Source organism: Coprothermobacter proteolyticus DSM 5265 (assembly GCF_000020945.1).
Classification (GTDB): domain Bacteria; phylum Coprothermobacterota; class Coprothermobacteria; order Coprothermobacterales; family Coprothermobacteraceae; genus Coprothermobacter; species Coprothermobacter proteolyticus.
Genome location: NC_011295.1, coordinates 783,562 through 805,350 on the forward strand (window position 1 = coordinate 783,562; position 21,789 = coordinate 805,350).

Consider the following 21,789-nt stretch of genomic DNA (forward strand, 5'->3'; position numbering starts at 1 on the left):
ACATTACTCCCTTATCCATCGGGTACCTTCTTTGGTATCCTCCAACACTATGCCGTGTCTTAGGAGCATATCCCTTATGGCGTCTGCCTCGGAAAACTTCTTTTGCTTTCTAAAGTCATTTCTCAACTCAACCATATCTTGAATCAAAGATTCATCTACCTTTCCGTTTTTAGTTAATCGCAGTCCAAATACGGTTCTTAAGCCATGGGTAAGGAATTGTTTGACTATGGAAGCTTCGCTGGTGTTTAGGTCTTCCACTCTTAGCTGAGCAATCAGCTTGTGCACCTCAGCCAATGCCGCAGATGAGTTCAAATCATCTTCAAGTGCGCTATGAAAAGTTTCTTTTGCACTTGCTACGAGGCTAACTACTTGAGTTCGAGCTTCCCCATCTCTACTCACCCAATCAAGTCGCTCGAAATAGGATCTGAGGTTGTTCACCGTGTTTGCTGCCTGGTTATAGACTTCTTCGGAGAACGTGACAGGATCTCTGTAGTACGTTGACAGGAGCAAATACCTCAACACATCTGGGTCGTACTTTGCCATGATTTCGGTGGCACCTATGAAATTACCCAAGCTCTTGTGCATCTCTTCTTTGCCGATGCGTAGCATACCAGTATGCATCCATGCCCTTGCGAAAGGTTCTTGACCCATGAGAGCTTCTGACTGTGCCTTTTCATTCTCATGATGAGGAAATATCAGATCTGAACCGCCCCCATGGAAATCCAATGGAAACCCGGCGAATTTAACAGAAATGACAGTGCATTCAATGTGCCACCCAGGACGGCCGTCTCCCCACGGGCTATGCCACCAAACAGTCTCATTCGGTTTCCTACTCTTCCACAGTGCGAAGTCCCTAGGATCTTTTTTAAACGGCGAAGGCTCTACTCTAGATTCAAGTAGCGATATGTCTTCGACTTTTCTGCCTGAAAGTTCACCGTAATTCGGGAAACTGGGCACTGAGAAATAAACCCCATCAGGAGTCACATAAGCATGCTTTTTATCAATGAGTTGTTTTATAGCTTCGATTATGTCTGGAATGACTTGAGACACTCTGATGTATGCGTACAGCGGTTCTACGTTAAGAAAATCCATGAGTTTGTAATAAAGCCTTTCATAAATCTCGGCCAAGGCAAAAGGATGAATGGATAGCTGTACTGATCTTTCGATGATTTTATCGTCGACATCGGTGAAATTTGAAACAAATACTGGCTTGTACCCTTGAGCTTTAACATAACGATGAAACAGGTCAAACACTAAAGCTGTTCTTACATGGCCCAAATGAGGTTCATCGTATGGCGTTATGCCACACACATATCCTGCAATCTTTTCTCCGGGCTTCTTTTCAAGATCAACGAATTTTCTACTAAGGGTGTCATACAGCTTCATCTTTTCACCTCAACACAATTCACAAAAGATAATGAAATCATGCCATTCAGATCTTTTCCGATTATCCCCTCGCTTCGCGTAACTGAAAGGTAGACTGGGGCGTTCAATAACGAGGATAAATTTCTCGTGATAGGATCTATCCAGTGTTTCAACATTGGTTTGTCTGCTAACAACAGAACTGTGGCTTTTTCCAAAAGAACATGTTTCTTTCTCATTCTTTCCATTACATCAGCCAAAATGTCGGTAGAAGAACCACCTTTCCATAGCTGGCTATTGGGATAGAGGGTTCCTAAGTCACCTTGTCCTAAAGTTGATAGAAGAGCATCAGCAACGGCATGAATTATTACATCGCCGTCAGTCCAAGATTCTAGGCCCACATCTGCATCTTCTATCCTGACTCCACCAAGAATAAGAGGTGCGTTTTCACTAAACCTGTGAAAATCCCACCCAATCCCTTCTAGCCGCCTAAACATGAGCTCTTGTAAAAAAACGTCCTCGGGGAATGTAACCTTTAAGTTTTTCCTTTCCCCTCCCACAACGTGAATTTCCCATCCAAGCCGCTGTGCCACACTTGCTTCATCAACATCTTCATCTGATGTTTCTAGCACCGCTTTTAGTACCTCATACCTGAAACCCTGTGGCGTTTGTACTCTGATGAGATCCTCTCTAGGAAAAGGCACCGTACTACTTCCCTCTTTCTTTCTTAAAGCGTCTTCAACATCTATAGCTGGAACCACCACTGGAAAAAGGTCTAGCCATGCCAATACACGCTCAAACAGAGTGTCAGTCGCAAGCGGCCGTGCAGCATCATGGACTAAAACCTTATCTACTCTTGCAAGTTTCTCAAAACCATTTGCCACAGATTCTTTCCTTGAACTCCCTGGAAGTGCGACTTTTATGTTCTCTAAGTCCATGGGACTATCGGTGACTACGACAACATCTTGAAATAAGTTTTTTAGCGTTTCAAGGCGAACTTGCCAATAATCCAATAAAGACCAACCTTTAAAGACTCTTAGCTGAGCCTTTCCCTTGCCGCCGGAAAATCTTTGTCCCTTACCACCAGCAACCAAAATCAGGCCGTTCATGATTTAGTCAGCAACCTTGGTAAATATGATTTTCCCCGTGTCACTAACGTGGACGTTGGTGACCACAACACGTACTGTGCTTCCAATTAGGTCTGCTGCATCCTCAACTACGACCATGGTGCCATCGTCCAAGAACCCTACTCCTTGCTGACGAATTTTTCCTTCTTTTACAATCTTTATGGTAAGTTCATCTCCTACGTTAATGTTCGGGCGCAGAGCTAAGAACACTTCACTGAAATTAATCACATCTGTGTTATGTAAACGGGCAATCTTTGCTAAATTAGAGTCCAAGGTCACAATGGTGGCTTTCCTGTCACGAGCATATTGGATTAACGCGTCATCAACGCCCTTTACCCCTCGGGGTGTATAATCCACCAGTGCAAGACGCTTGCTCGACGCCTTTAGTTGTTCTAACACTTTCAATGCTCTTTGACCTTTATCCCGCTTGACTGGGTCTGTGCTGTCAGCCAGTTGCCTTATCTCATCAACAACAAAGGAAGGTACCACAACTCTACCTTTGAGCAAGTCCAAATTCATGATATCCAAAATACGTCCATCTACTAGTACAGATGTATCCAAAACAAATTCGGGCTGGTCGGTTGTTATTCCTTCTCTTCGTTCTCTAACTCTAAAGATAAAGATTGCGCCCCATATGGCCAAAACATCAAGTACCACCAAGATAGCTACACCCAAGGCATGCTCGCCAGCATATATGAGAGGTATCAAAATAGGTACTCCAACTATGTTCGCTAAAATAATGCCAACACCAATGTACTGGAATTGTTGAAAAGAGAAAGAGGCAGCTCGCTGAAAAGCCTGTTCAATCCATTTGTCAAAGGTGGATAAGAAGCCGTACCCTACTGCAAGTGCTATCGCAGCCAAAACACCTAGCACAATATTTTGGTTTTCCTTTAGAAGCTGCAAAGGAATAAAACCAACTAGAACATAAAGCAAAATAAATGCGATGAAAGAATAGAATAAACCTCTAAAAAAACGTAAAAAACGCATCAAAATCACCTCACAATAAGATTAGAAAAGTTCTTTAATTAATTCTACAACAGTGGAAGCGTTTGTTCTTTTCAACTGAGCTCCTCTGACTAATCGGTCTAGTTGTGTCTCAGGGTGAGGAGACCTTATATCACCTGTTAGCAAAACTTCCCCATACACTAATGTATTTCCAGAAATCGGCATTTCCTTCAAACTGGAATAAACTGCTGCTACTATTGCGGCATCAACACCATAATCGTTTACAAAAAAATCCGTAGTGAGATCTACATAGATGTCGTATTTGTACAGCGGGAGCCTAAGATATTTTTGCATAACTGCCGTTAGAAGCAACAACCGATTATTTGGGTACCTTGAGCTTAAACGCTTAGGTATTTGCCCATAGGAATCAGTTACCAGTGCGTGCACCTGTACGAACTCGAATCTAGTCCCTGTGTTTACAGCACTAAGAACTAACCCTGTTTGGTTCCTATCTAATCCACTAACCTCTACTTCGGAAGGAGTTAAGCCTGAACTTTGCATCTCGAGCAAAATCTGGTCTGTACTAGGCCCAAACCTGTTTTTAACTAACTTAAGTAGGCGCTTGTCACTAGTTCTGTCGCCTTCTAGGTACAGCACCACATCTACCATATGTTCCACCGTGCGAGGGCCTGCTATTACGCCTTCCTTTGTAACGTGTGCGACAATTAGTGCAATGCCGTTCGATTCTTTTGCCCATTTTACTAAATATCCAGCTATTTCTTTTACCATGGCAGGTGATCCTGGAGCACCCATGTCCCCAAAACGAATGGTCTGAAGGCTGTCCACACAGATCAAGCCGTAATTATCTAAATCAACAGCGCCAAGGTCAGATTCTGACACCACATTTATGTTTCTCAAACCAATACGTTCAGCGCGTTCAAGAACTTGCTCTCTTGTTTCCTCCGAACTAACATATACAGCATCCGTATCTGCATTGCCAAGGATTTGCAGTGCCAGTGTTGACTTACCTATACCAGGTTCGCCACCAAGCAGCAACACTGAGCCGCTCTTGAGACCTCCTCCCAAAACAAAATTGAGCTCAGGTAAGAAAGTTGGAGTTGTTTTTTGAGGTTTCTTTGTGTAACTAAAATTTACTTTCCGCTCTTGTTCGGCTATGGGTTTTCTTACAATAAATGTACCAAATTGGCCGCACTGCGGGCACCTTCCCAGCTTAACTGAGGAAACGTACCCGCAGTTTGAACATTCGTACTGACTTTTCTCACTCAAACTCTACTAACTTCCTCGTCTGGTACCTTGTTGATTGTAATTTCGCCATCTACGAAATCCATAAACAATGTTCCACTGATGTTTTCGTGTTTGAGCATGTACTCGGCCAAAGGATCTTTTACAAGCCTCTGAATAGCTCTTCTCAATGGTCTAGCACCGAACCTTGGTTCATATCCTTCTGTGATTATTTGATCTAACATTCTGTCAGAGATTTTAACCGTAAGGTTTTGAGAACGAAGCTGTTTGTTTAGTTCGTCCATCATGATACCCACGATTTGTCTTAGATCGTCGTTTGTTAAGTGATGGAATACTACTATTTCATCGATCCTGTTTAAGAACTCGGGCTTAAAAAACTTCTTCACGGCATCCATGACAAGGTTTTCCATGTTTTCAAATTTGACTTGATCTTTTAAGAATCCTATGGTTGTACCTGCGCTTATATCTCTGCTACCCAGGTTCGAGGTCATTATTATGATCGTGTTCCTAAAATCTACTACACGACCTTGACCATCGGTTAGCCGGCCATCTTCGAATATTTGAAGCAATATATCGAAGACATCTGGATGTGCTTTCTCAATCTCATCTAGAAGCACAATACTGTGCGGTTTCCTTCTAACCGCTTCAGTAAGCTGTCCTCCTTCTTCGTATCCCACATATCCTGGAGGAGCGCCGACCAAACGGCTCACATTGAACTTTTCCATGTACTCTGACATGTCAATGCGTATCAGGGCCTCTTCTTCACCAAACATGAACTCGGCTAAAGCACGCGCAAGTTCTGTCTTTCCTACTCCTGTGGGGCCAAGGAAAAGGAAGACACCGATGGGTCTTCGATCATCTTGCAAGCCCGTTCTGCTTCTTCTAATAGCTTTAGCTACAGCAGTAACCGCTTCGTTCTGTCCAACAATTCTGCGGTGCAGATAATCTTCGATCTCTAATAGTTTCTTCTTATCATCCAAGCGCAGTTTTGCCACAGGTATGCCAGTCCAAGAAGATATGGTGTACGCAACGTCATCGAAAGACACCGTGGGCTGATTCTCATCCATGCTACGTTCATAGAGCCAAATCTCTTCCATCCTTGAGTACTCTTCTTTGAGAGCTTTTTCCTTATCTCGCAATGCAGCCGCTTCTTCAAACTGTTGAGAGTCAATAGCCAACTGTTTCTGCAATCTAACATTTTCAATTTCGTCAAGCAACGCCCTGAGATTGCTAGGCAAGACCTCGTTTGCAAGCCTTACTTTGGCACATGTTTCGTCCAACGCATCTATGGCTTTATCAGGCAGGAATCTTTGCTTCACATATTTTTTCGTCAATATGGCAGCTGCTTCTATGGCGTCATCTGCTATCTTTACGTTGTGGAATTTTTCGTAAATGGGACGTAACCCAATAAGAATTTGCTTAGTTTCTTCCAGGGAAGGTTCTTCTACTTGAACTGGCTGGAATCTACGTTCAAAAGCGGGGTCCCTTTCAATGTACTTTCTGTAGTCATCATAGGTTGTTGCACCAATAACCTTTATCTCACCACGAGCCAAAGATGGTTTCAATATGGATGCAGCATCGATGGCACCTTCAGCAGCTCCAGCACCAATGACGGTATGGATTTCGTCAATAAACAAAATCACTTGACCATTGGTGCGCTTCACTTCATCAAGGATCTTCTTCATGCGTTCTTCAAATTCGCCTCTGTACTTAGTTCCAGCAACTATGGAAGAAATGTCAAGCTGTACAACACGCTTCTTCTTTAGCGAATAAGGCACCTTACCAGAGGCAATTCTTTCGGCTAACCCTTCAACTATGGCCGTCTTACCCACGCCAGGTTCTCCAAGCAATATGGGATTGTTCTTAATTCTGCGGCTCAATATCTCAATGATCCTGTTGAGTTCGGTTTCACGACCTATGACAGGATCCAACTTTCCTTTTTCAGCCAAAGAAACAAGGTCCTTGGAGAACTTGTCCAGAACAGGGGTTTTTGTTTTTCCCTTTTCCTCTGGTTCTTGCTCGCCCATTTCTATGACCTTTTTTCTTACGTCGTCATAAAAAACACCGTTCTCATTAAGTATGGAGCTAACTCTGGATGGTTCCTTGAGTATTGCCAGTAACAAATGTTCTGTGCCTACATAGGAGTGAGCAAGCTTGCGTGCTTCTTCACTGGCAATATCCAAAAGTCTTCTAGCTTCACTAGATAGTTCGGGATACTGCAAACTTGAAGCCATGGGCATTGGAATATCTTCAATAGAACTCCTTATATTATCGGCATCCGCACCTAAAGAATCGATTATTGAATATGCCCTCGTATCTTCATTGAGCATAGCTAGGACTAGGTGCTCTCTGCCAACAAAACTACTGTTAAGGCGCCGCGCTTCTTCCTGGGCATCCTTAAGTGCTTTTCTTGCTTCTTCAGAAAATCTGATAAACAAACTTTACCCTCCTTTTACAAACCTTTCTCATTTATATAGCGAAACGCGCTTTCAGCTGCTATTGCACCGTCAGCTGCAGCAGTCACTATTTGACCAAGTGCTCCTTGCCTTACATCACCAGCTGCGAATATCCCTTCTTCCGACGTCTTCATATCCTCGCTAACTTTTATATACCCATTTTCATCCATGTTTACTAATCCCTTTGCCAAATCCGTCTTTGGTACGTGACCTACCTGAATGAAGACACCGTCAACAGGCAAAACAGACTCTTCTTTGGTGACAACATCCTCTAGAAGCAAGCTCTCGACCTTGTTTTGTCCATTGATTCTTTTTACTACTTTGTTAAGAAGTGGTTCCACTTTCGGGTGTGAAAGAACTCTGTCTACTAGTACCTTTTCCGCCCTAAAACCAGAGCGTCTATGCACCAAATAAACCTTAGAAGCTATATTCGCCATGTATTCAGCGCTGGCAAAAGCAGAACTTCCTCCTCCTACTACAGCTACCACTTTGTTTCGGAAAAATGCACCGTCACATGTAGCGCAAAACGATACCCCTCTTCCCAACAGCTCCAGCTCACCAGGAACACCTAATTTTCTGTAGTCAATGCCCATGGCCAATATAACAGCCTTTGCCGTGTAAGTATCGTATCCGTGCAGCACAAAATACTGCTCTTTTTTTTCAATCTTTTCAATCTTTTCCTCCAGCAGTTCCGCTCCAGCATTTAGGGCATGCTGCCTAAAACGGTCGGCGAGCTCAGCACCTGATACACCTTCAGGGAAACCAGGGTAATTTTCGATAATAGCCGCGTTGTTCAGCGTGCCACCAAAAATATCCGCAGATGCAACAGCAACACGCAAACCATTTCTGGCGCAGTAAATAGCAGCACTTAATCCTGCAGGTCCACCACCTACTATGAAAACATCGAAAAGCCTTGATTCATTCATGTCTATGCTCACACCTCTTATCTTTACAATATGTTCTCTCTAATTCGGCAAGCACCAATTGCGCGGCAACGCCTCTATGAGAGACAAGATACCACGCTATTAAGGCATGTATGCACTTGAATGTTAAAGGAAATCTACTACCGCCGACATATAACTCTCTGTTAAAACCTTGCCGTTTCAAATATTCAGAATACAACTTTTCGCTTTGCAGCTCCTCAGTAGAGGCAGCTCTGTCCTGACGAATTCGCTTCATGATGTCTACTTTCACTGGACCACTTTCCATTCTTGAAATCTCTTCTTTTAGGTAAGGGCAAGTGAGCCAAAATAACGTAGGAAAAGGTGTGCCATCTTCAAGAAATGGTTCAGTCTCAATTACCATTGGAAACCCGTAGGGACAAAAAACCCTTGGCCACCAATTGCCTCTAGGGGGCCGGTCCAGTTGGTATTCAACGATTGAATCTAATGACCGTTGCACCATCAACGTTTCTCTTTAGAATGTCTACAATGATCTTCTCATTGTAATACTCGCTTTCAACAAAACGAACTTCGTTTTGAAGCGCCTCTTTCTGATCCTGAAGTACATTTAGTGTAGTTTCCAGCTGTTTTAGCTGGCTCTGCACTGACACATCTACGAACACCAACAATACCATTAGCACACATAATGTGACAGCAGTCACACTGAGCACTTTTATGATGTGTCTTAGTTTTTTATCCTTCTCACAAAACGTAGTGTCCATTGTAAATCTTTCCTGTTTCTAAGTCCACGGTTATAACTGCTCCGTCGTTGGGCTCCTGTATCCAGACAACCTTACCGAACAGGTCGCCCTCCTTATCACCTTTACCAAAAAACTGCTTTTCGCCTTTTCCTGACTCATAGTACGCAATACCGTTGAGTCTTTTTAAATAGTGGCCCACCATGTACCCTTTGCTTGGCTTTAGGATTTCCACATTTCCGATGACAGTAGGTATCCTATATATTTTAACAGAGTTCGTGCTTCCAGCCACGCCAGTTAAGTCCCCAAAAATATAAAGCAGTAAATCTCCCTTGTTTGCAATTCTATGATCCAACGACCATTTAACACTAGTCTTTAGAACTTCTTCTGCTGATGCTGAAGCTTCCGTTTTTATGGGTATTACTGCCCTACTGAGGCATAGCTGACGTTGCAAGCGATCGTTGTGAGTGACAGCAAGTATGGGGACCACAGAACGAAAGGCAGAAGTAATTCGCGCAGAGGCCCCAGTCTCAGTAGCAACCACTAGAAGTTCTGCTCCACTACGTTCAGCAATCCGTACTGCGCTTTCCACAAGTGCCTCTCTTACGGATTTTGGCGTTAGAAAATTAGGTGTTCTAAACGGATATGTCTCAGCAGTTTCGATTATACGTTTCATGGTTTCAATAGCTAGAATGGGATACTTCCCAAAAGCTGTCTCACCAGACAGCATTACTGCATCGCTTCCATCCATGACTGCATTAGCAACGTCCGTTATCTCTGCTCTACCTGGGAAAGGTCTTTCTATCATGGAGTCAAGCATTTGCGTTGCTACAATAACAGGCTTGCATTTTTCAACACATATCCTTATAATCTCTTTTTGCACCAAAGCCAAGTCTTCCAATGGAATGTCAAGAGCTAGATCGCCACGAGCAACCATGATCGCGTCTGACACATCCACGATTGCATTCAAATCTTCAAGTGCTTCATGCCTTTCGATTTTTGCAATAATACCAACGTCATTGCGTCCAGCTTTGTCAAGTCGTCTACGAAGATCCATTACATCTTCGGGCTCTCTAACAAAACTCAGGCCAACAAAATCGATATCCTGCGTACACAGAAAATCTAGGTCTTTCAGATCTTTCTCTGTCAGTGCCGGAAGACGCAGCCGAGCACCTGCAAAGCTAATACCTTTGTGGGATGTAACAATACCTCCTGCAACTACTTGAGCTGTTAGTTCATGATTATCTTTTGAAATTACTCGAAGCTGAATCTTGCCGTCGTCCAAATAAACCAAAGAACCAACTTCCACATCTTCTACCAAGTAAGGATAATCTACATACAGAACTTCTCCAGTGCACGCATCTGAACCGTAGCGCAGCTTAATGTCCTTACCTTCTTGTAAAGCAATCCCCTCTTCTGTTACAGTGCTTGTAATCCTGATCTTTGGCCCTTGCAAATCAGCTAAGATGGCTAAAGGCCTTTCTATCTCTTTTTCAACAGCTCTTATATTCTCAATCCTTTTAATATGCTCATCGTACGAACCGTGAGACAAGTTGAGTCTGAATACATCTGCACCGGCCTTAGCTGCTTCCCTTATTTTATCCAGATCTTCTAGGGATGGTCCCGTAGTAACAACGATTTTTACCAGCTTCATCTTGATCACCTCAAGGGTATTATAAGTCAGAAGGCTCTCTTTATGTGATTATTATGTCAAAAGTGGGTTAAAATACCGACATGGCACGAGGTAAATCTAAATCTACCAATCAGAAAAAGGTTGTAGTAAATGAGCCAAGAAAAAGAACAATAAAAACAAAAGCAACCACTAGATCTAAACGGAAAAAGAAAAACAACAGTAAAAAGCTTTTCGTTGCACTAATAGTGATACCCAGTATCCTGGTCTTCCTAAGCGTGGTCTTTTACTTTATCGGAAAGATTCTTCTGCAATCTGTGGTTGTATGGCAAGAGCTCTTTACAATAATAGGATTACCTGCTTGGTTAGTAAGCCTTATATTAGCGGCTGCTGTGCTACTCATTATCATGGGAGTTGTGTCAGTGAAGCGTATACCCCAGCCTACCATACAAGCGCCGTTCCGTCCAACAGATGCTTTTGAAACAAATAACAGTCAACAGACCCCAGTAATCATAGACGTTAAAAGGGAGAAAAGCAAAGCAAATGACTCCAAACTTTCTCCAAAACCAATGCCCGAACCAACAGATGAAGGCCTGCTAAGTCACACCTCTAAACCTGAACAAGCCACAGCTGACACCCGGAGAAAGTTCAAAGGGCGTACGTTCTTACCTCCTGTAAGTCTTTTAGAGGCACCCACAAAGCTATCGTTTGGTGCTACTACGGAGACACAGACTCTAGCAAAGAAAGTCCAAGAGGTTCTAGATACTTTTAGCATAGGAGGAAAAGTTGTTAACTTCATAACAGGCCCTCACGTAGTAAGGTTAGAGATTGAGCTTCTAGCAGGGACTCGTGTGTCTACTGTAACTGCTAGAAGTCAAGATTTTGCAGTGCGTTTGGGTATACCTGAACTACGTATTGACGCACCTGTAGCGGGAAAACCCAATACGGTGGCGATAGAGGTGCCGAATCCCAGAAGACAAATAGTAAGACTTTCCAACCTAATGGGAGCCTTGGCTGATAAATATGCCAACATTGCGCTCCCGATTGGACTCACCGTGGATGGGAAGCCCATAATCGAAGACCTCACCAAAATGCCACACTTGCTGGTAGCAGGTGCTACTGGCGCGGGTAAAAGTGTGGCTCTTCAGAGTTTCATTGTGTCGTTCTTGATGAATTTCAGTCCTGATGACGTACGTTTAGTTTTAGCTGACCCAAAGCATGTAGAATTCTCCTTTTATCAAGGCCTTCCTCATCTTTTATACCCGGTGATTAATAATCCGCAGCAAGTACTAATCGTTCTTAAAGAATTGGCCGCAGAGATGGAAGAAAGGTATCAAATACTCGCGCAATCCAAGTCCAGAAGCATTGTTGATTACAACAAAGCAAACCCGGAGGAGAAAATACCCATCATCATAGTGGTAGTTGACGAATTGGCTGATATCATGCTTACAGCACCCTCCGAGATGGAACAAGTAGTAGCAGTATTGGCTTCTAAAGCAAGGGCAGCAGGCATTCATCTCATCATGGCTACCCAGAGGCCTTCGGTGGATGTTATCACAGGACTGATAAAAGCAAACATCCCCCATCGTATTGCGTTTGCCGTAAGTAGTCAAGTGGATTCACGGGTAATTCTAGACGTCACTGGAGCAGAACGGCTAATAGGAGCTGGTGACTTTCTGTATTCAAACCCTGCCGTGATGAAGCCCATAAGAGGTCAAGCTCCTTTCATCTCAGATGTGGAAATCATGCGTGTGGTGGAGTACTGGAAGTCGCAGCCTTTGGAAACCCAGCTTCGAGAAATCCCAATGATGGAGTCTATCTCAGGAAACTTTGATAGTTCTGATCCCATAATGAATGACGTGATTAACATGATAAAGAACATGGATAGAGTTTCTACATCTCTCATACAGCGACGGTTTAAGATTGGCTACAATAGGGCCGCACGTATTTTGGACGCACTAGAAGAACAGGGTTATGTGGGTCCATTGGAAGGCGCCAGAGGCAGAAAAGTCATAAAACACTAAAAGAACTGGAAGCCTCAATTGCCTAAAAACGCTGCTGCCCTTTCGTAAATTAGATCTACCTTTGCGTGAAGATCTGAAACATCTGTTATGCTTTGCAATTCTTCTTCTGAAAGCAAACCAGAGGAGCGAAGAGCTTCGATGAAGTCTTCTGCTTCGCCATCCAAAACCTGCCTAGACAAATCCTGAACACGCTTATATGCCGCTTCTCTACCAAGCTTCTGTTGAATCAGAGACAATGCCCTGGACGAATAAAGCAAGTTCTTAGAATTAGACATGTTCGCTAGCATTCTTGAGCTGTCAAAAACACTATTACTAACAAGTGATTTGGTTTCTTTTAGCATGAAAGCAATCAAATCAAAGCACAACGGGTACACTATTCTTTCAGTACTAGAATGAGAAATATCTCGCTCAAACCATAATGAAACATTTTCCAGCGCAACGTTAACTTGCGAACGCAAAACCCGGCTTAGACCCGAGATACGTTCCCACCGCACCGGGTTTCTTTTGTGCGGCATAGCAGAAGAGCCCGCTTGACCACGTTTAAATTCCTCTTGGGCTTCACCTATTTCCGTAATCTGAAGAATTCTCATGTCCTGAGCAAGCTTATCTAGAATACTCGCTTCTAGCGCCAAGTAGAACAACACGGGTGCATAAACGTCACGAGGTACTATTTGAGTACTAACTGGAAGTGCACTGAGACCCAGAATTCTGAGAAATTCCGATTCTATATCCGGGTCCAAATTAGTGTAAATACCCAGAGCACCTGATAGTTTCCCAGGTATGCTCTGCTCAAGAGCAGCAAGCATGTTTAATGACCTTTTGAGAGCCACAGCAACAGTTAAAAAACGGAGTCCAAAGAAATAAGGCTCTGCGTGCACGCCATGAGTCCTACCGGCGCACGCGTTGTGTTTGAACTGATCTGCCTTTTCTGTTAAGACCTTTATGGTTTCATCGGTGAGTGCATTTATGTGGCGTAAAGACTGCTTTATCTGAAGAGAAAAGACCGTATCCATGATATCAGAGGAGGTAAGCCCTCTGTGGAAATACTCGGTGTACTTATCAAGTTTACGACTTACTACATTTATGAATGCGACTACTTCATGGCGAGTAATCTTTTCTTCATTTTCTATCTCTTCTGCACTGAAGGATGGCCTGTTTCTCTCCAAATAATCTGGGATGTCAGCTGGAATTTTTCCCAGCATCGCTTCAGCCTTCAAATAAGCCAATTCCACTTCGTAAAACAGATCATACCTGTTATCTTCGTTCCAAATATTCTCAATAGATGAGTCACGGTATCGGCTCAAAATATCCATCTACATCACCACCCACACAAACATAAAATGGAAAATCCTGAACTTCTGCAAGGAAGAACCCTTCTGCTCCCAAAGATTCATATTTTCTACTTAAGACTTGCTTTATTTTGGTACCGTAGAATGCACCAGCACCGCCCACAGCAATACCATATGAAAGACCAATACGCCGAAAAGTTTCTAGAACGCCATCGCTAACACCTTTCGCTATGACTAGTTGAACCCCAAGCCTATTCATAGCCTCTAAAAATGGCAACATCCTACTAACGCTGGTAGGTCCACACGATCCCAATGGCGCTTCTTTCGCAGCCATTAAAGTCGGACCGGCTAAAAAAACTACCCCTGGAAGGTGTTGACCCTCTTCGCAAATTGTCTGTAAACCTCTATCTCTGGTTATACCTATTACGCCTCTACAACTGTACCACTGCTTTTCTCTAAGCACCAAGGTCAATCCACTCCGCTCTATATGGCCAACACATAAAGCTCATGCTCACAGGTACTGCCGACATATGAGTAGGAAGAATCCGTAGAAAAACATCTCCCGCCCAGCTTTCACCGTTTTTTAGCGGGTCGACTGTGCTCGCTCTAAGAGCGTTGACAAGTTCTTCATAAGCATGCTCATAGCAGGTTGGAAAATTGTTTCCGAAAAGGAAACTCAGTTTGGACTGCTTAACGGCTTCAGCTGCTGTACCGCCTACAGCCACGCCAAAATGAACTGGAGGGCAAGCCAGAGAGGCCCTTTTCGAAGACCAGCCCTGCAAATCATCAACTACTGTTTCCCAAGAAGCTGTACCTGGGTATACCTTTAGAAAACAATGCGTTTCCGTACCTGCTCCTGAAATAACCGCACCTAAACCCCTCTTATCACGGACTTCCTCAAGAAAGCATACTTGGTGTCGCCCTAACGGATGTTGCCCGAAAAAGGGTGAAGAAAGCATTGAGGGTCGTGCAAGATCGTTGAAACAGTTTTCAAAAGCAGTTTTAATTTCCAACAACTCATCTCGCGTTAATGAGTCATGCCCCACTACAAGGGTAACTACTCCTGTATCTTGGCAAACAGGCAGGTTCAACCTATTACTTAGGTCAAGGTTTTCTTCAAGCACCTCAAGAAACGTTTCATCTTTAACCAATGAAAGAGATCGCCCTACTCGTGTGGGGTGCAAGAGTAAACAACGAACAAGATTTTCTATATTTTCCAAATAGGCATTCATGGCAAATTAAAAGAGAGGGGAGTAATCCCCTCTCTTTATTTTTTCTTTTTCTTCTTTGTCTTCGGCGTGTAAATCTCGTGTTTCCTGAAGTCCTCCAATATTTTATCCTTTTCTACTTCTTTACGAAACCGTCGCAGCATGTCATCCAAAGACTCATTTTCTCGCTTTTTTACTTCGGCCATTGCGCTCCCCTCCTTTCGGTATCTGCTTTATCCTGGAGGCCAACCAAAAGGCCTTCCTCCCAGTAGATGAACATGAGCATGATAAACAGTCTGACCGCCATCGGGACCATTGTTTATGACAATTCTATAACCGTTACTAAAGCCTTCTCGTGTAGCCAAGGCTTTTGCTGTCTCCAACATTGCTAGTAGTATATCATTTGGAACGTTGTCAATGCTGGGGAAATGTTCTTTCGGCATAATTAATAAATGTATCGGAGCTTGAGGATTAGTATCCCTTATAGCAATAACCTTTTCATCCTCCCATTCTACCGTGGCAGGACTTTTTCCTTGAACAATGTTACAAAAAACGCATTCCATTTCTACCTTTCGGCACCGCCTTTACTCCTAACCATTTTACCACAGTTTGACCCTACTATATAATGGTACTGTGAAGGACGAACGAAATGTCTTGGCATTGCTGCTACTGCTCTACGTGATAACGTTCTTTGTATCTTTGTCATGGGGGCAGGTCAAGGTAAGTTTGATATCGCCAACGCAAGACGAACTTACACTTCTTTATTACCGTTTGAATAGGTTCGTTACAGCGTCCATAGTTGGCGCGGTACTTTCGTGTACTGCTTTGACGCTGCAAACCGTGACGCGGAACTACTTAGTTGACAGTGGGTTACTCGGGGTAAATTCAGGTGCAGTACTTGGAAAGGTACTCTCAATGTTCTTAAAAGTTGGGCCAAGCCAGTTGATTGCGCTAGCTGGAAGCATGATCGCACTGATTGCAACCTTCACCCTGGGAAGTTTGGGTGGGAGTGATATTTTAAGGCTTGTAGTAGCTGGAGTTGTGGTTAACTCTGTCCTCTCCAGTGCCATTTCACTAATTTCTCTCTACCTCTACACATCTGCAGCTAGCGTTTTGTCATGGACTCTAGGGCATATTAGGACTGTGAGCACCAGTGAACTGATTATCATGGTTGTTTCTTTAGTGCTCTGCTTCGTTCTTGTGTCCCGTAGTAAACAACTGGACATCCTGACCTTGTCAAAGGAAGAAGCAATGAGCTTAGGTGTGAATTACAAGAGTGAAGTGTTCTTACTCATTGCAGTTTCCGCATTAGCAGGTAGCTTAATTTCATCCATTTTTGGTGTATTCAGTTTCGTTGGAGTGGCAGCTCCCAATATGGCTCGTCGCATTGTTTCAGGCGGTCACTTAAAGCTGTTCTTATTTTCGAGCATCATTGGAGCATTGCTTATGGCTGTTTCTGATGTGATTGCAAGAACATCACTAGCAGGTATTGAAATCCCCACTGGTCTCGTGGTTAGTTTTGCTGGCGCAGTCTTTTATCTGTATTTCTTCTGGAGTATGTCTCGTGATTATAGTTCCTGAAACAAGCTTTTCCTATAACGCACATTTTAGTTTGTCTTTACCTAGCACTACCATTGATACTTTTCCCACGTTTCTCATAGGACCAAATGGTTCCGGAAAAACTACATTACTAAAGATTTTGGGTGGTTTTTTCAAGGTATCGCCTCCTGTGAAGGTAAAATGGCAAGGTACTCTCCGTGAAACAAGACCAATCTACTTCGCGTACATGCCAGCAAAGCCCACGTATGATCCTAACTTTACTGTAAGAAATTACTTGATGCTCTCTGGTAACAAAAGACAACTTGAGACTATAGCTAAAGAACTAGAGCTTACCAAGTGGTTAGGACGCAGGATGGGCACGCTTTCTTCTGGTTGGCTGCAACGTGTGTTCATAGCCAGAATACTCCTTCAAGATACACCCTATGTACTAATGGATGAACCTACAAGCTTCTTGGACCCTGAAGCGAGAAAGGATCTCATTGAGAGCTTATCTAGGCACCCCGAGAAACATTTTGTGATTTCATCGCACGACTTGTCTTTTCTATCAAGTTTCGGCAAATTTGTGATTGGGCTGCGTGATGGTAATGTAGTTTTCCGCGGTTCCACAATAGACTTCTTTGAAAGAGGTATAGAGGACGTTTTTGTCACAGGCTACATAATGTAGCTGTTTTCTACAATGGGCACGTGTTTAATGCCCGAAAAAGGTTCACTTGGGACATAAATGTAATTGTCCGTCAGTGCCAGGTTCTCACTTCTTAAGTACACAGCCGGCCTATAGCTTTTTTTCTGCGATTCTATGAAACTCTTCTTAAGAGTTTCACCCAGTTCATTTAGTAATGCAGCGCGTTTTCTAACCACAGTACTCGGAAGTGTCCTCATCTGCGAAGCTGGAGTGCCAGGTCTCACTGAAAAAGGAAACACATGAACTTTCGAAAAGCGTAAATCCGAAAGAAAACTCATAGTCATAAGAGAATCCTGCACTGTTTCGGTGGGATAGCCCACTATGATGTCAGCTGTGAAAGCAAATCCGCTATCCAGATTCCTAAGCTGAAGCAACATCTGAGTAAGATCTCCCAAGGGGGCTCTGTTCATGCTTTTTAGAACCTTATCTGAGGCGCTTTGCAAGGAAATATGAAGATGCCTAGCCAATGGATAAACACAAAAGAGCTCAATCATTCTAGCATTAATCATTTCCGGGTATACTGAGGAAAGCCTGACCCTCATATTGTATTCAGCAGCTACCTTTGATACACATTCTATTAGATCGAGATAATTCTTCTCCCCTTCTCGCCATAACATTAAGTTTGTGCCTGTCAATACAACCTCAGAAATGCCTCTTTCTGACATCAAACGTATCTCCTGCAGTATTTCCCCCAGAGGCCTGCTACGTACTTCTCCTCTTTCCAAAGAACTTACGCAGTATGTGCAACGCCAATTACAGCCTTCTTCCACCTTAACGAAACCACGACTACGATCAGGATAGAAAGGTATAACCTTAGGTGCCGAAAAACTCCCCAACTGCTGCATAAAACTATCTAACTGGTCCACACGTACTAAAGTGACACTCTCATCTGCCAGATCCGTAAGGGTGATGTTTGTTCCGCAGCCCGTTAGTATGATTTTCTTGCCTTGAGCTTTCCATTTTTGCACAAAGCGTCTTACTTCTGCTTCTGCTTTGTGTGTTACAACGCAGCTGAACAAAACAATGATATCGGCGTCATTAGGCTGAGCCACATAGTTTTTACCCAAACCAATAGTCCAGCGTGCTGCATCATACTGGTTAACTTTGCATCCGAAAAAATGAACTGCAAACTTCATCCTACAAGCCCTTTGATAAAATCAATAGCCATTACGGCAACGGAAGCTGCCCACCTGCTTCTGAATATGACTGCACCCAAGCTCGTAGTAATTGCGCGTTTGGAAAGCTCCTCTGCTTCAGATGGGTCGAAACCCCCTTCTGGACCTACCACTAGTGCAATATGATTAGCTCTTTCAATTTCCGTAGTGTAGTTTCTTAGGTTAGCTTCTGCGTTTTCGTACAGAAAGAGTACCAAGTCAGCTTCATTGAACAGCGCCAGAGCATCTCGTAGAAAAAGCGGCTGCTTTATCTCAGTTGTACTGCAAAATCCACCTACTTTGCAAGATTCTAAAGCAATACGTTGCCAACGCATCAGTTTATTGCTACCCACTTGTTTTACAGTGGTTCTAGCTGTGATCATTGGGTATACTTGATCAACTCCAAGCTGCGAACAGAGAGCTATGATGTCATCCATTGCAGTGCCTTTTGGAACAGCCTGGAACAGTGAAATGGAGAAGCTTTTTTGTATACAATTAGAAACCACATCTTCAATGACCAAAGACTTAGTTTCGATGTCGTATGTGGTGATATACTCTTTTCCACTACCATCAAACACCACTATTTTACAGTCCTGAGCTCCTCTTAAAACCTGTTCTATGTAACGCTGCAGACTCTTGTCAATGGTAACGACTCTTTCGTCCAGATCAATGAGGCTGTTTTCTACAAAGACTCTATATTTGCGCATAGTTTATGTTCTTCTATAGAGAAAAGCAATCCAGTCTTCCCCAAAAACGGCTAAATAAGGCTCACCAAAGGATTCCACGATTCTATTGTAATCTTCAAAAGGAATTCCAGAAAGTACTAAGAATTCTCTTGCCAAAGGTTGTAAAACCTCTCTGAGGCCCAAGAGAAGATCAGTAACTAAGTTAGCTGACACAACATCGTACTCACCCTTTAATTCGTAGGCGTCAGCTACTTCAAAGCTTATGTCTACATCGTTTAGTTTTGCGTTGTCCAAAGCGTTCTCTACGGAAATGGGATCAATATCTACGCCTGTCACCTTAGAGCATCCTCGTTTCTTTGCGTAGATAGCTAATATACCGCTTCCCGTTCCAACGTCAAGAAGGCTTTTTCCCTGCAGTGGAAGAATACTAAGAAGAACCAAAGCCAGTTGTGTGCTCGCGTGTTCTCCGGTTCCAAATGCCATGCCTGGATAGATTAGTAGGTCATCTTCACGATGTTCTTCCCATGGTGGTAAAATTCGAGTTCCAGCCACACTAACCCCTTTGAATTTACCCCTTAGGTCATCTAGCCATTGCTGGTTATCATAACCCAGCTCTTCTATGGGCCAGCGTTGGGAAATATCTTCTGGCAGTTTAGCATCTTCAGGAAGGTACAACTCGACTATGCTTGTTCCATTTGCATTTTGCACGAGATAACCCATGTTAGGAAAACGTTCATGTAGGTCAGCTAATAACTTCTCAAAATCTTGTTCGTCTTCCACCTTAATCGCATATCTTTTGAATTTCTTTTCTGGCAATATCCTTCACACCTTTCAAAGTATCAATTACTTTTTCTAAATCTTTATCGCGCCTTACAAAAGTACCCATGAAACTCATAACTTTGCTAGTACTTATGTCTGCAAACATGCCAACGCTTTGATTCACCAAAACTTTATCCAAGAGAACACCAAGATCTATCCTCCACAATATTCTGTTATAGACATATGCAGGATTCTGTTTAGCTACCTCGAGTAGCGTGTTTATCTCTTTAATGGTTTCGGGCGAGGGATTGTCGCCTAGAAAGTATACTGCCTTCGGGTTACCAGCATTTTGTTTAAGTAAACGGTATAGTACATCCCTTACAGGTCCGTACTTTTTGTCAAATAGGTCTGTTTTATCTTTTATGATATCGGCGGCGTCAGAACACGATTTATTCTTAATCAGCTCATCTAAGAGAGAGCTAAGCAGTTCCATACTTGCTTCTGTAACTGCCATCTCAAGGTTCGCTATACCTGATTCCACAGTACCATCGTCAAAAACTACTACCAGCGCAACCTTTGTAGCAGTTATAGGGATAAATCTAACAGTAGAGACCATCGGCTTTGCAAAGGCTATACCAATGGAGGGAGAACCGACGTCTTCGCTAACCCACTGAACACCATTTACTAGTACATCTTCTACTGTAGCTGCCTCCATTTGCCTAAATTCTGTGTTAGTTTCATATGTATTCTTTAAGAGAGCCTCAATTAGTTTCATGCCAAAGTACAGACTTACTCCTTCTTCAGTAGGCTCATAAGGAGATACCCTTGTGTCCTGCTTTAGATATCCTTTTTTAGCAAGCACTGCCAGTTCATTACGTATGGTGGCACTGCTCCACTGTTCGTTTAGCATTTCTGACAACTGCGCAGAAGAAGGCGCACGGCCATTTTTTAGGTAAGAGTCAACAAGAGTAATCAATATGTTTCTTTGCCTTTCTGTCATAACTTTGATTTATTATATCAATAATAGGAACAGACAACACTCTGAGGAGGTGGCAATTTTGGTGGAAATCCTATTAGTGCCTGTGGAGAAGGAAGAGCAGCAAAATGTTATTTTAGGACAAGCACATTTTATAAAAACGGTTGAAGATCTCCATGAAGCCATAGTAAACAGTAACTACAATATACGTTTTGGGCTCGCATTCAATGAAGCTTCTGGCCCACGGCTGATCAGGTTTAGTGGCAATGACGACAAGCTAATCGAATTAGCTAAGAAGAATGCCATGAACATTGGTGCAGGTCACTTTTTTATCATCGTCATGGAAGAAGGTTACCCAATCAATGTGCTAAATGCCATTAAGAATGTCCCTGAAGTGGCTCACATTTATGCTGCAGGCGCTAATCCTATGCAAGTAATAGTTGCTAAAACTGACATGGGGAACGCTGTTCTTGGAGTGGTTGATGGCTTTTCTCCACTTGGTTTTGAAGACGAGGAAGCCGTAAAAGACCGTAAAGATTTACTTAGAAAGATTGGCTACAAGCTTTGAGTAGTATGTGAATGTGACATCCTACTTCAAAACGAATACAATCCATACAAAGGGCGCAACAGGGTGCAAACGGGTGCAAATGTATTTTACCTCTTTCGTTTCGTTGTGTTATTAGTTCAGCGTTCCATATCGCTAGTATGAAGAGAATCGAGCCAGGCAGGAAAAGCCGGAAATTTGGGCTTTGAAATAGCTTCTTGCACCGTTTTGTCCTATTGCGAGAAATGAGCAGAGATCCTGAAGCACGAGGCATTTTATGGAGGCGCCTGGCGGAGTCGAACCGCCCTACAGGGATTTGCAGTCCCGTGCCTAACCGCTCGGCCAAGGCGCCACTTTTTGGAGCGGGCAACGGGATTCGAACCCGCGACCCTCAGCTTGGGAAGCTGATGTTCTACCACTGAACTATGCCCGCACCCAATAAATTATACCAAAGCCCGGAAGTTCTACAAAGGTATGCCTAG

22 protein-coding genes and 2 tRNA genes are annotated in these 21,789 nt (G+C 43.3%); 4 read left to right on the top strand and 20 right to left on the bottom strand.

The window, feature by feature from the left end:
* Positions 1–3: 3 nt before the first annotated feature.
* The 9 genes from cysS to pyk are packed head-to-tail and all read right to left on the bottom strand — an operon-like array spanning position 4 to position 10,449.
* Complete coding sequence (gene cysS, locus COPRO5265_RS04065; protein ID WP_012544380.1) at positions 4–1,386, bottom strand: cysteine--tRNA ligase; 1,383 nt, start codon at positions 1,384–1,386, stop codon at positions 4–6.
* A complete protein-coding gene (locus COPRO5265_RS04070) occupies positions 1,383–2,471 on the bottom strand; it encodes a 2-C-methyl-D-erythritol 2,4-cyclodiphosphate synthase (protein WP_012543892.1) in 1,089 nt (362 codons plus the stop codon). The genes cysS and COPRO5265_RS04070 overlap by 4 nt, the downstream gene beginning before the upstream one ends.
* A gap of 3 nt (positions 2,472–2,474) precedes the next feature.
* Complete coding sequence (locus COPRO5265_RS04075) at positions 2,475–3,479, bottom strand: PIN domain-containing protein (protein WP_012544893.1); 1,005 nt, start codon at positions 3,477–3,479, stop codon at positions 2,475–2,477.
* A 21-nt stretch (positions 3,480–3,500) separates the two neighbouring features.
* The gene (locus tag COPRO5265_RS04080) at positions 3,501–4,724 is read right to left on the bottom strand and encodes an ATPase domain-containing protein (protein ID WP_012544062.1); all 1,224 of its coding nucleotides are present in this window, start codon (positions 4,722–4,724) and stop codon (positions 3,501–3,503) included.
* Positions 4,721–7,138: an ATP-dependent Clp protease ATP-binding subunit gene (locus tag COPRO5265_RS04085; RefSeq protein WP_012543583.1), complete on the bottom strand. Its 2,418-nt coding sequence runs from the start codon at positions 7,136–7,138 to the stop codon at positions 4,721–4,723. The genes COPRO5265_RS04080 and COPRO5265_RS04085 overlap by 4 nt, the downstream gene beginning before the upstream one ends.
* A 14-nt stretch (positions 7,139–7,152) precedes the next feature.
* The gene (gene trxB / locus COPRO5265_RS04090; RefSeq protein WP_012544247.1) at positions 7,153–8,082 is read right to left on the bottom strand and encodes a thioredoxin-disulfide reductase; all 930 of its coding nucleotides are present in this window, start codon (positions 8,080–8,082) and stop codon (positions 7,153–7,155) included.
* Positions 8,075–8,560 (bottom strand): DUF501 domain-containing protein, encoded by a 486-nt coding sequence (locus COPRO5265_RS07385; protein ID WP_083760222.1) that lies wholly within the window; start codon positions 8,558–8,560, stop codon positions 8,075–8,077. The genes trxB and COPRO5265_RS07385 overlap by 8 nt, the downstream gene beginning before the upstream one ends.
* A complete protein-coding gene (locus COPRO5265_RS04100; RefSeq protein ID WP_012543464.1) occupies positions 8,529–8,819 on the bottom strand; it encodes a hypothetical protein in 291 nt (96 codons plus the stop codon). Before COPRO5265_RS04100 ends, COPRO5265_RS07385 begins: the two co-directional genes overlap by 32 nt.
* Positions 8,800–10,449, bottom strand: a complete 1,650-nt coding sequence (pyk, locus tag COPRO5265_RS04105; RefSeq protein WP_012544536.1) for a pyruvate kinase — start codon at positions 10,447–10,449, stop codon at positions 8,800–8,802. Before pyk ends, COPRO5265_RS04100 begins: the two co-directional genes overlap by 20 nt.
* Before the next feature lie 80 nt (positions 10,450–10,529).
* On the opposite strand from pyk, the gene COPRO5265_RS04110 reads away from it, so the two are divergent.
* Positions 10,530–12,449 (top strand): DNA translocase FtsK, encoded by a 1,920-nt coding sequence (locus COPRO5265_RS04110; RefSeq protein ID WP_012543437.1) that lies wholly within the window; start codon positions 10,530–10,532, stop codon positions 12,447–12,449.
* Positions 12,450–12,463: 14 nt separating this feature from the next.
* On the opposite strand, the gene purB is transcribed toward COPRO5265_RS04110, so the two are convergent.
* The 5 genes from purB to COPRO5265_RS04135 form a co-directional block, all read right to left on the bottom strand.
* Positions 12,464–13,762 carry an adenylosuccinate lyase gene (gene purB, locus COPRO5265_RS04115; protein WP_012544662.1) on the bottom strand — a complete coding sequence of 433 codons (1,299 nt, stop codon included), beginning with the start codon at positions 13,760–13,762 and terminating at the stop codon, positions 12,464–12,466.
* A complete protein-coding gene (locus COPRO5265_RS04120) occupies positions 13,737–14,201 on the bottom strand; it encodes a fumarate hydratase C-terminal domain-containing protein (protein ID WP_012544334.1) in 465 nt (154 codons plus the stop codon). The genes purB and COPRO5265_RS04120 overlap by 26 nt, the downstream gene beginning before the upstream one ends.
* Entirely contained in the window at positions 14,194–14,889 is a 696-nt protein-coding gene (locus tag COPRO5265_RS04125) for a fumarate hydratase (RefSeq protein ID WP_236608183.1), read from the bottom strand. The genes COPRO5265_RS04120 and COPRO5265_RS04125 overlap by 8 nt, the downstream gene beginning before the upstream one ends.
* 116 nt (positions 14,890–15,005) lie before the next feature.
* A complete protein-coding gene (gene rpsU, locus COPRO5265_RS04130) occupies positions 15,006–15,152 on the bottom strand; it encodes a 30S ribosomal protein S21 (RefSeq protein ID WP_012544522.1) in 147 nt (48 codons plus the stop codon).
* A 27-nt stretch (positions 15,153–15,179) separates the two neighbouring features.
* Complete coding sequence (locus tag COPRO5265_RS04135) at positions 15,180–15,509, bottom strand: HIT domain-containing protein (protein WP_012544156.1); 330 nt, start codon at positions 15,507–15,509, stop codon at positions 15,180–15,182.
* Positions 15,510–15,579: 70 nt separating this feature from the next.
* Here COPRO5265_RS04135 and COPRO5265_RS04140 point away from each other — a divergent pair, with 70 nt between their 5' ends.
* A complete protein-coding gene (locus tag COPRO5265_RS04140; RefSeq protein ID WP_236608184.1) occupies positions 15,580–16,527 on the top strand; it encodes a FecCD family ABC transporter permease in 948 nt (315 codons plus the stop codon).
* Positions 16,511–17,170 (top strand): ATP-binding cassette domain-containing protein, encoded by a 660-nt coding sequence (locus tag COPRO5265_RS04145; RefSeq protein ID WP_012544636.1) that lies wholly within the window; start codon positions 16,511–16,513, stop codon positions 17,168–17,170. The genes COPRO5265_RS04140 and COPRO5265_RS04145 overlap by 17 nt, the downstream gene beginning before the upstream one ends.
* On the opposite strand, the gene COPRO5265_RS04150 is transcribed toward COPRO5265_RS04145, so the two are convergent.
* Genes COPRO5265_RS04150 through COPRO5265_RS04165 form a run of 4 tightly spaced genes read right to left on the bottom strand, consistent with a single transcriptional unit; the run spans position 17,158 to position 20,787 of the window.
* The gene (locus COPRO5265_RS04150) at positions 17,158–18,324 is read right to left on the bottom strand and encodes a radical SAM protein (RefSeq protein ID WP_012543963.1); all 1,167 of its coding nucleotides are present in this window, start codon (positions 18,322–18,324) and stop codon (positions 17,158–17,160) included. The genes COPRO5265_RS04145 and COPRO5265_RS04150 overlap by 13 nt on opposite strands.
* The gene (locus tag COPRO5265_RS04155; protein WP_012544800.1) at positions 18,321–19,049 is read right to left on the bottom strand and encodes an RsmE family RNA methyltransferase; all 729 of its coding nucleotides are present in this window, start codon (positions 19,047–19,049) and stop codon (positions 18,321–18,323) included. Before COPRO5265_RS04155 ends, COPRO5265_RS04150 begins: the two co-directional genes overlap by 4 nt.
* A 3-nt stretch (positions 19,050–19,052) precedes the next feature.
* On the bottom strand, positions 19,053–19,844 hold the full coding sequence (locus COPRO5265_RS04160; protein WP_143708100.1) for a 50S ribosomal protein L11 methyltransferase: 792 nt from the start codon (positions 19,842–19,844) through the stop codon (positions 19,053–19,055).
* A complete protein-coding gene (locus tag COPRO5265_RS04165; RefSeq protein ID WP_012543492.1) occupies positions 19,810–20,787 on the bottom strand; it encodes a LexA family protein in 978 nt (325 codons plus the stop codon). The genes COPRO5265_RS04160 and COPRO5265_RS04165 overlap by 35 nt, the downstream gene beginning before the upstream one ends.
* Before the next feature lie 61 nt (positions 20,788–20,848).
* On the opposite strand from COPRO5265_RS04165, the gene COPRO5265_RS04170 reads away from it, so the two are divergent.
* On the top strand, positions 20,849–21,331 hold the full coding sequence (locus COPRO5265_RS04170; RefSeq protein WP_041736102.1) for an adenosine-specific kinase: 483 nt from the start codon (positions 20,849–20,851) through the stop codon (positions 21,329–21,331).
* A 254-nt stretch (positions 21,332–21,585) separates the two neighbouring features.
* On the opposite strand, the gene COPRO5265_RS04175 is transcribed toward COPRO5265_RS04170, so the two are convergent.
* Both COPRO5265_RS04175 and COPRO5265_RS04180 read right to left on the bottom strand, forming a co-directional pair.
* Positions 21,586–21,659, bottom strand: a tRNA-Cys gene (locus tag COPRO5265_RS04175).
* Positions 21,660–21,665: 6 nt separating this feature from the next.
* Positions 21,666–21,740 (bottom strand) — tRNA-Gly (locus COPRO5265_RS04180).
* Positions 21,741–21,789: the final 49 nt, after the last annotated feature.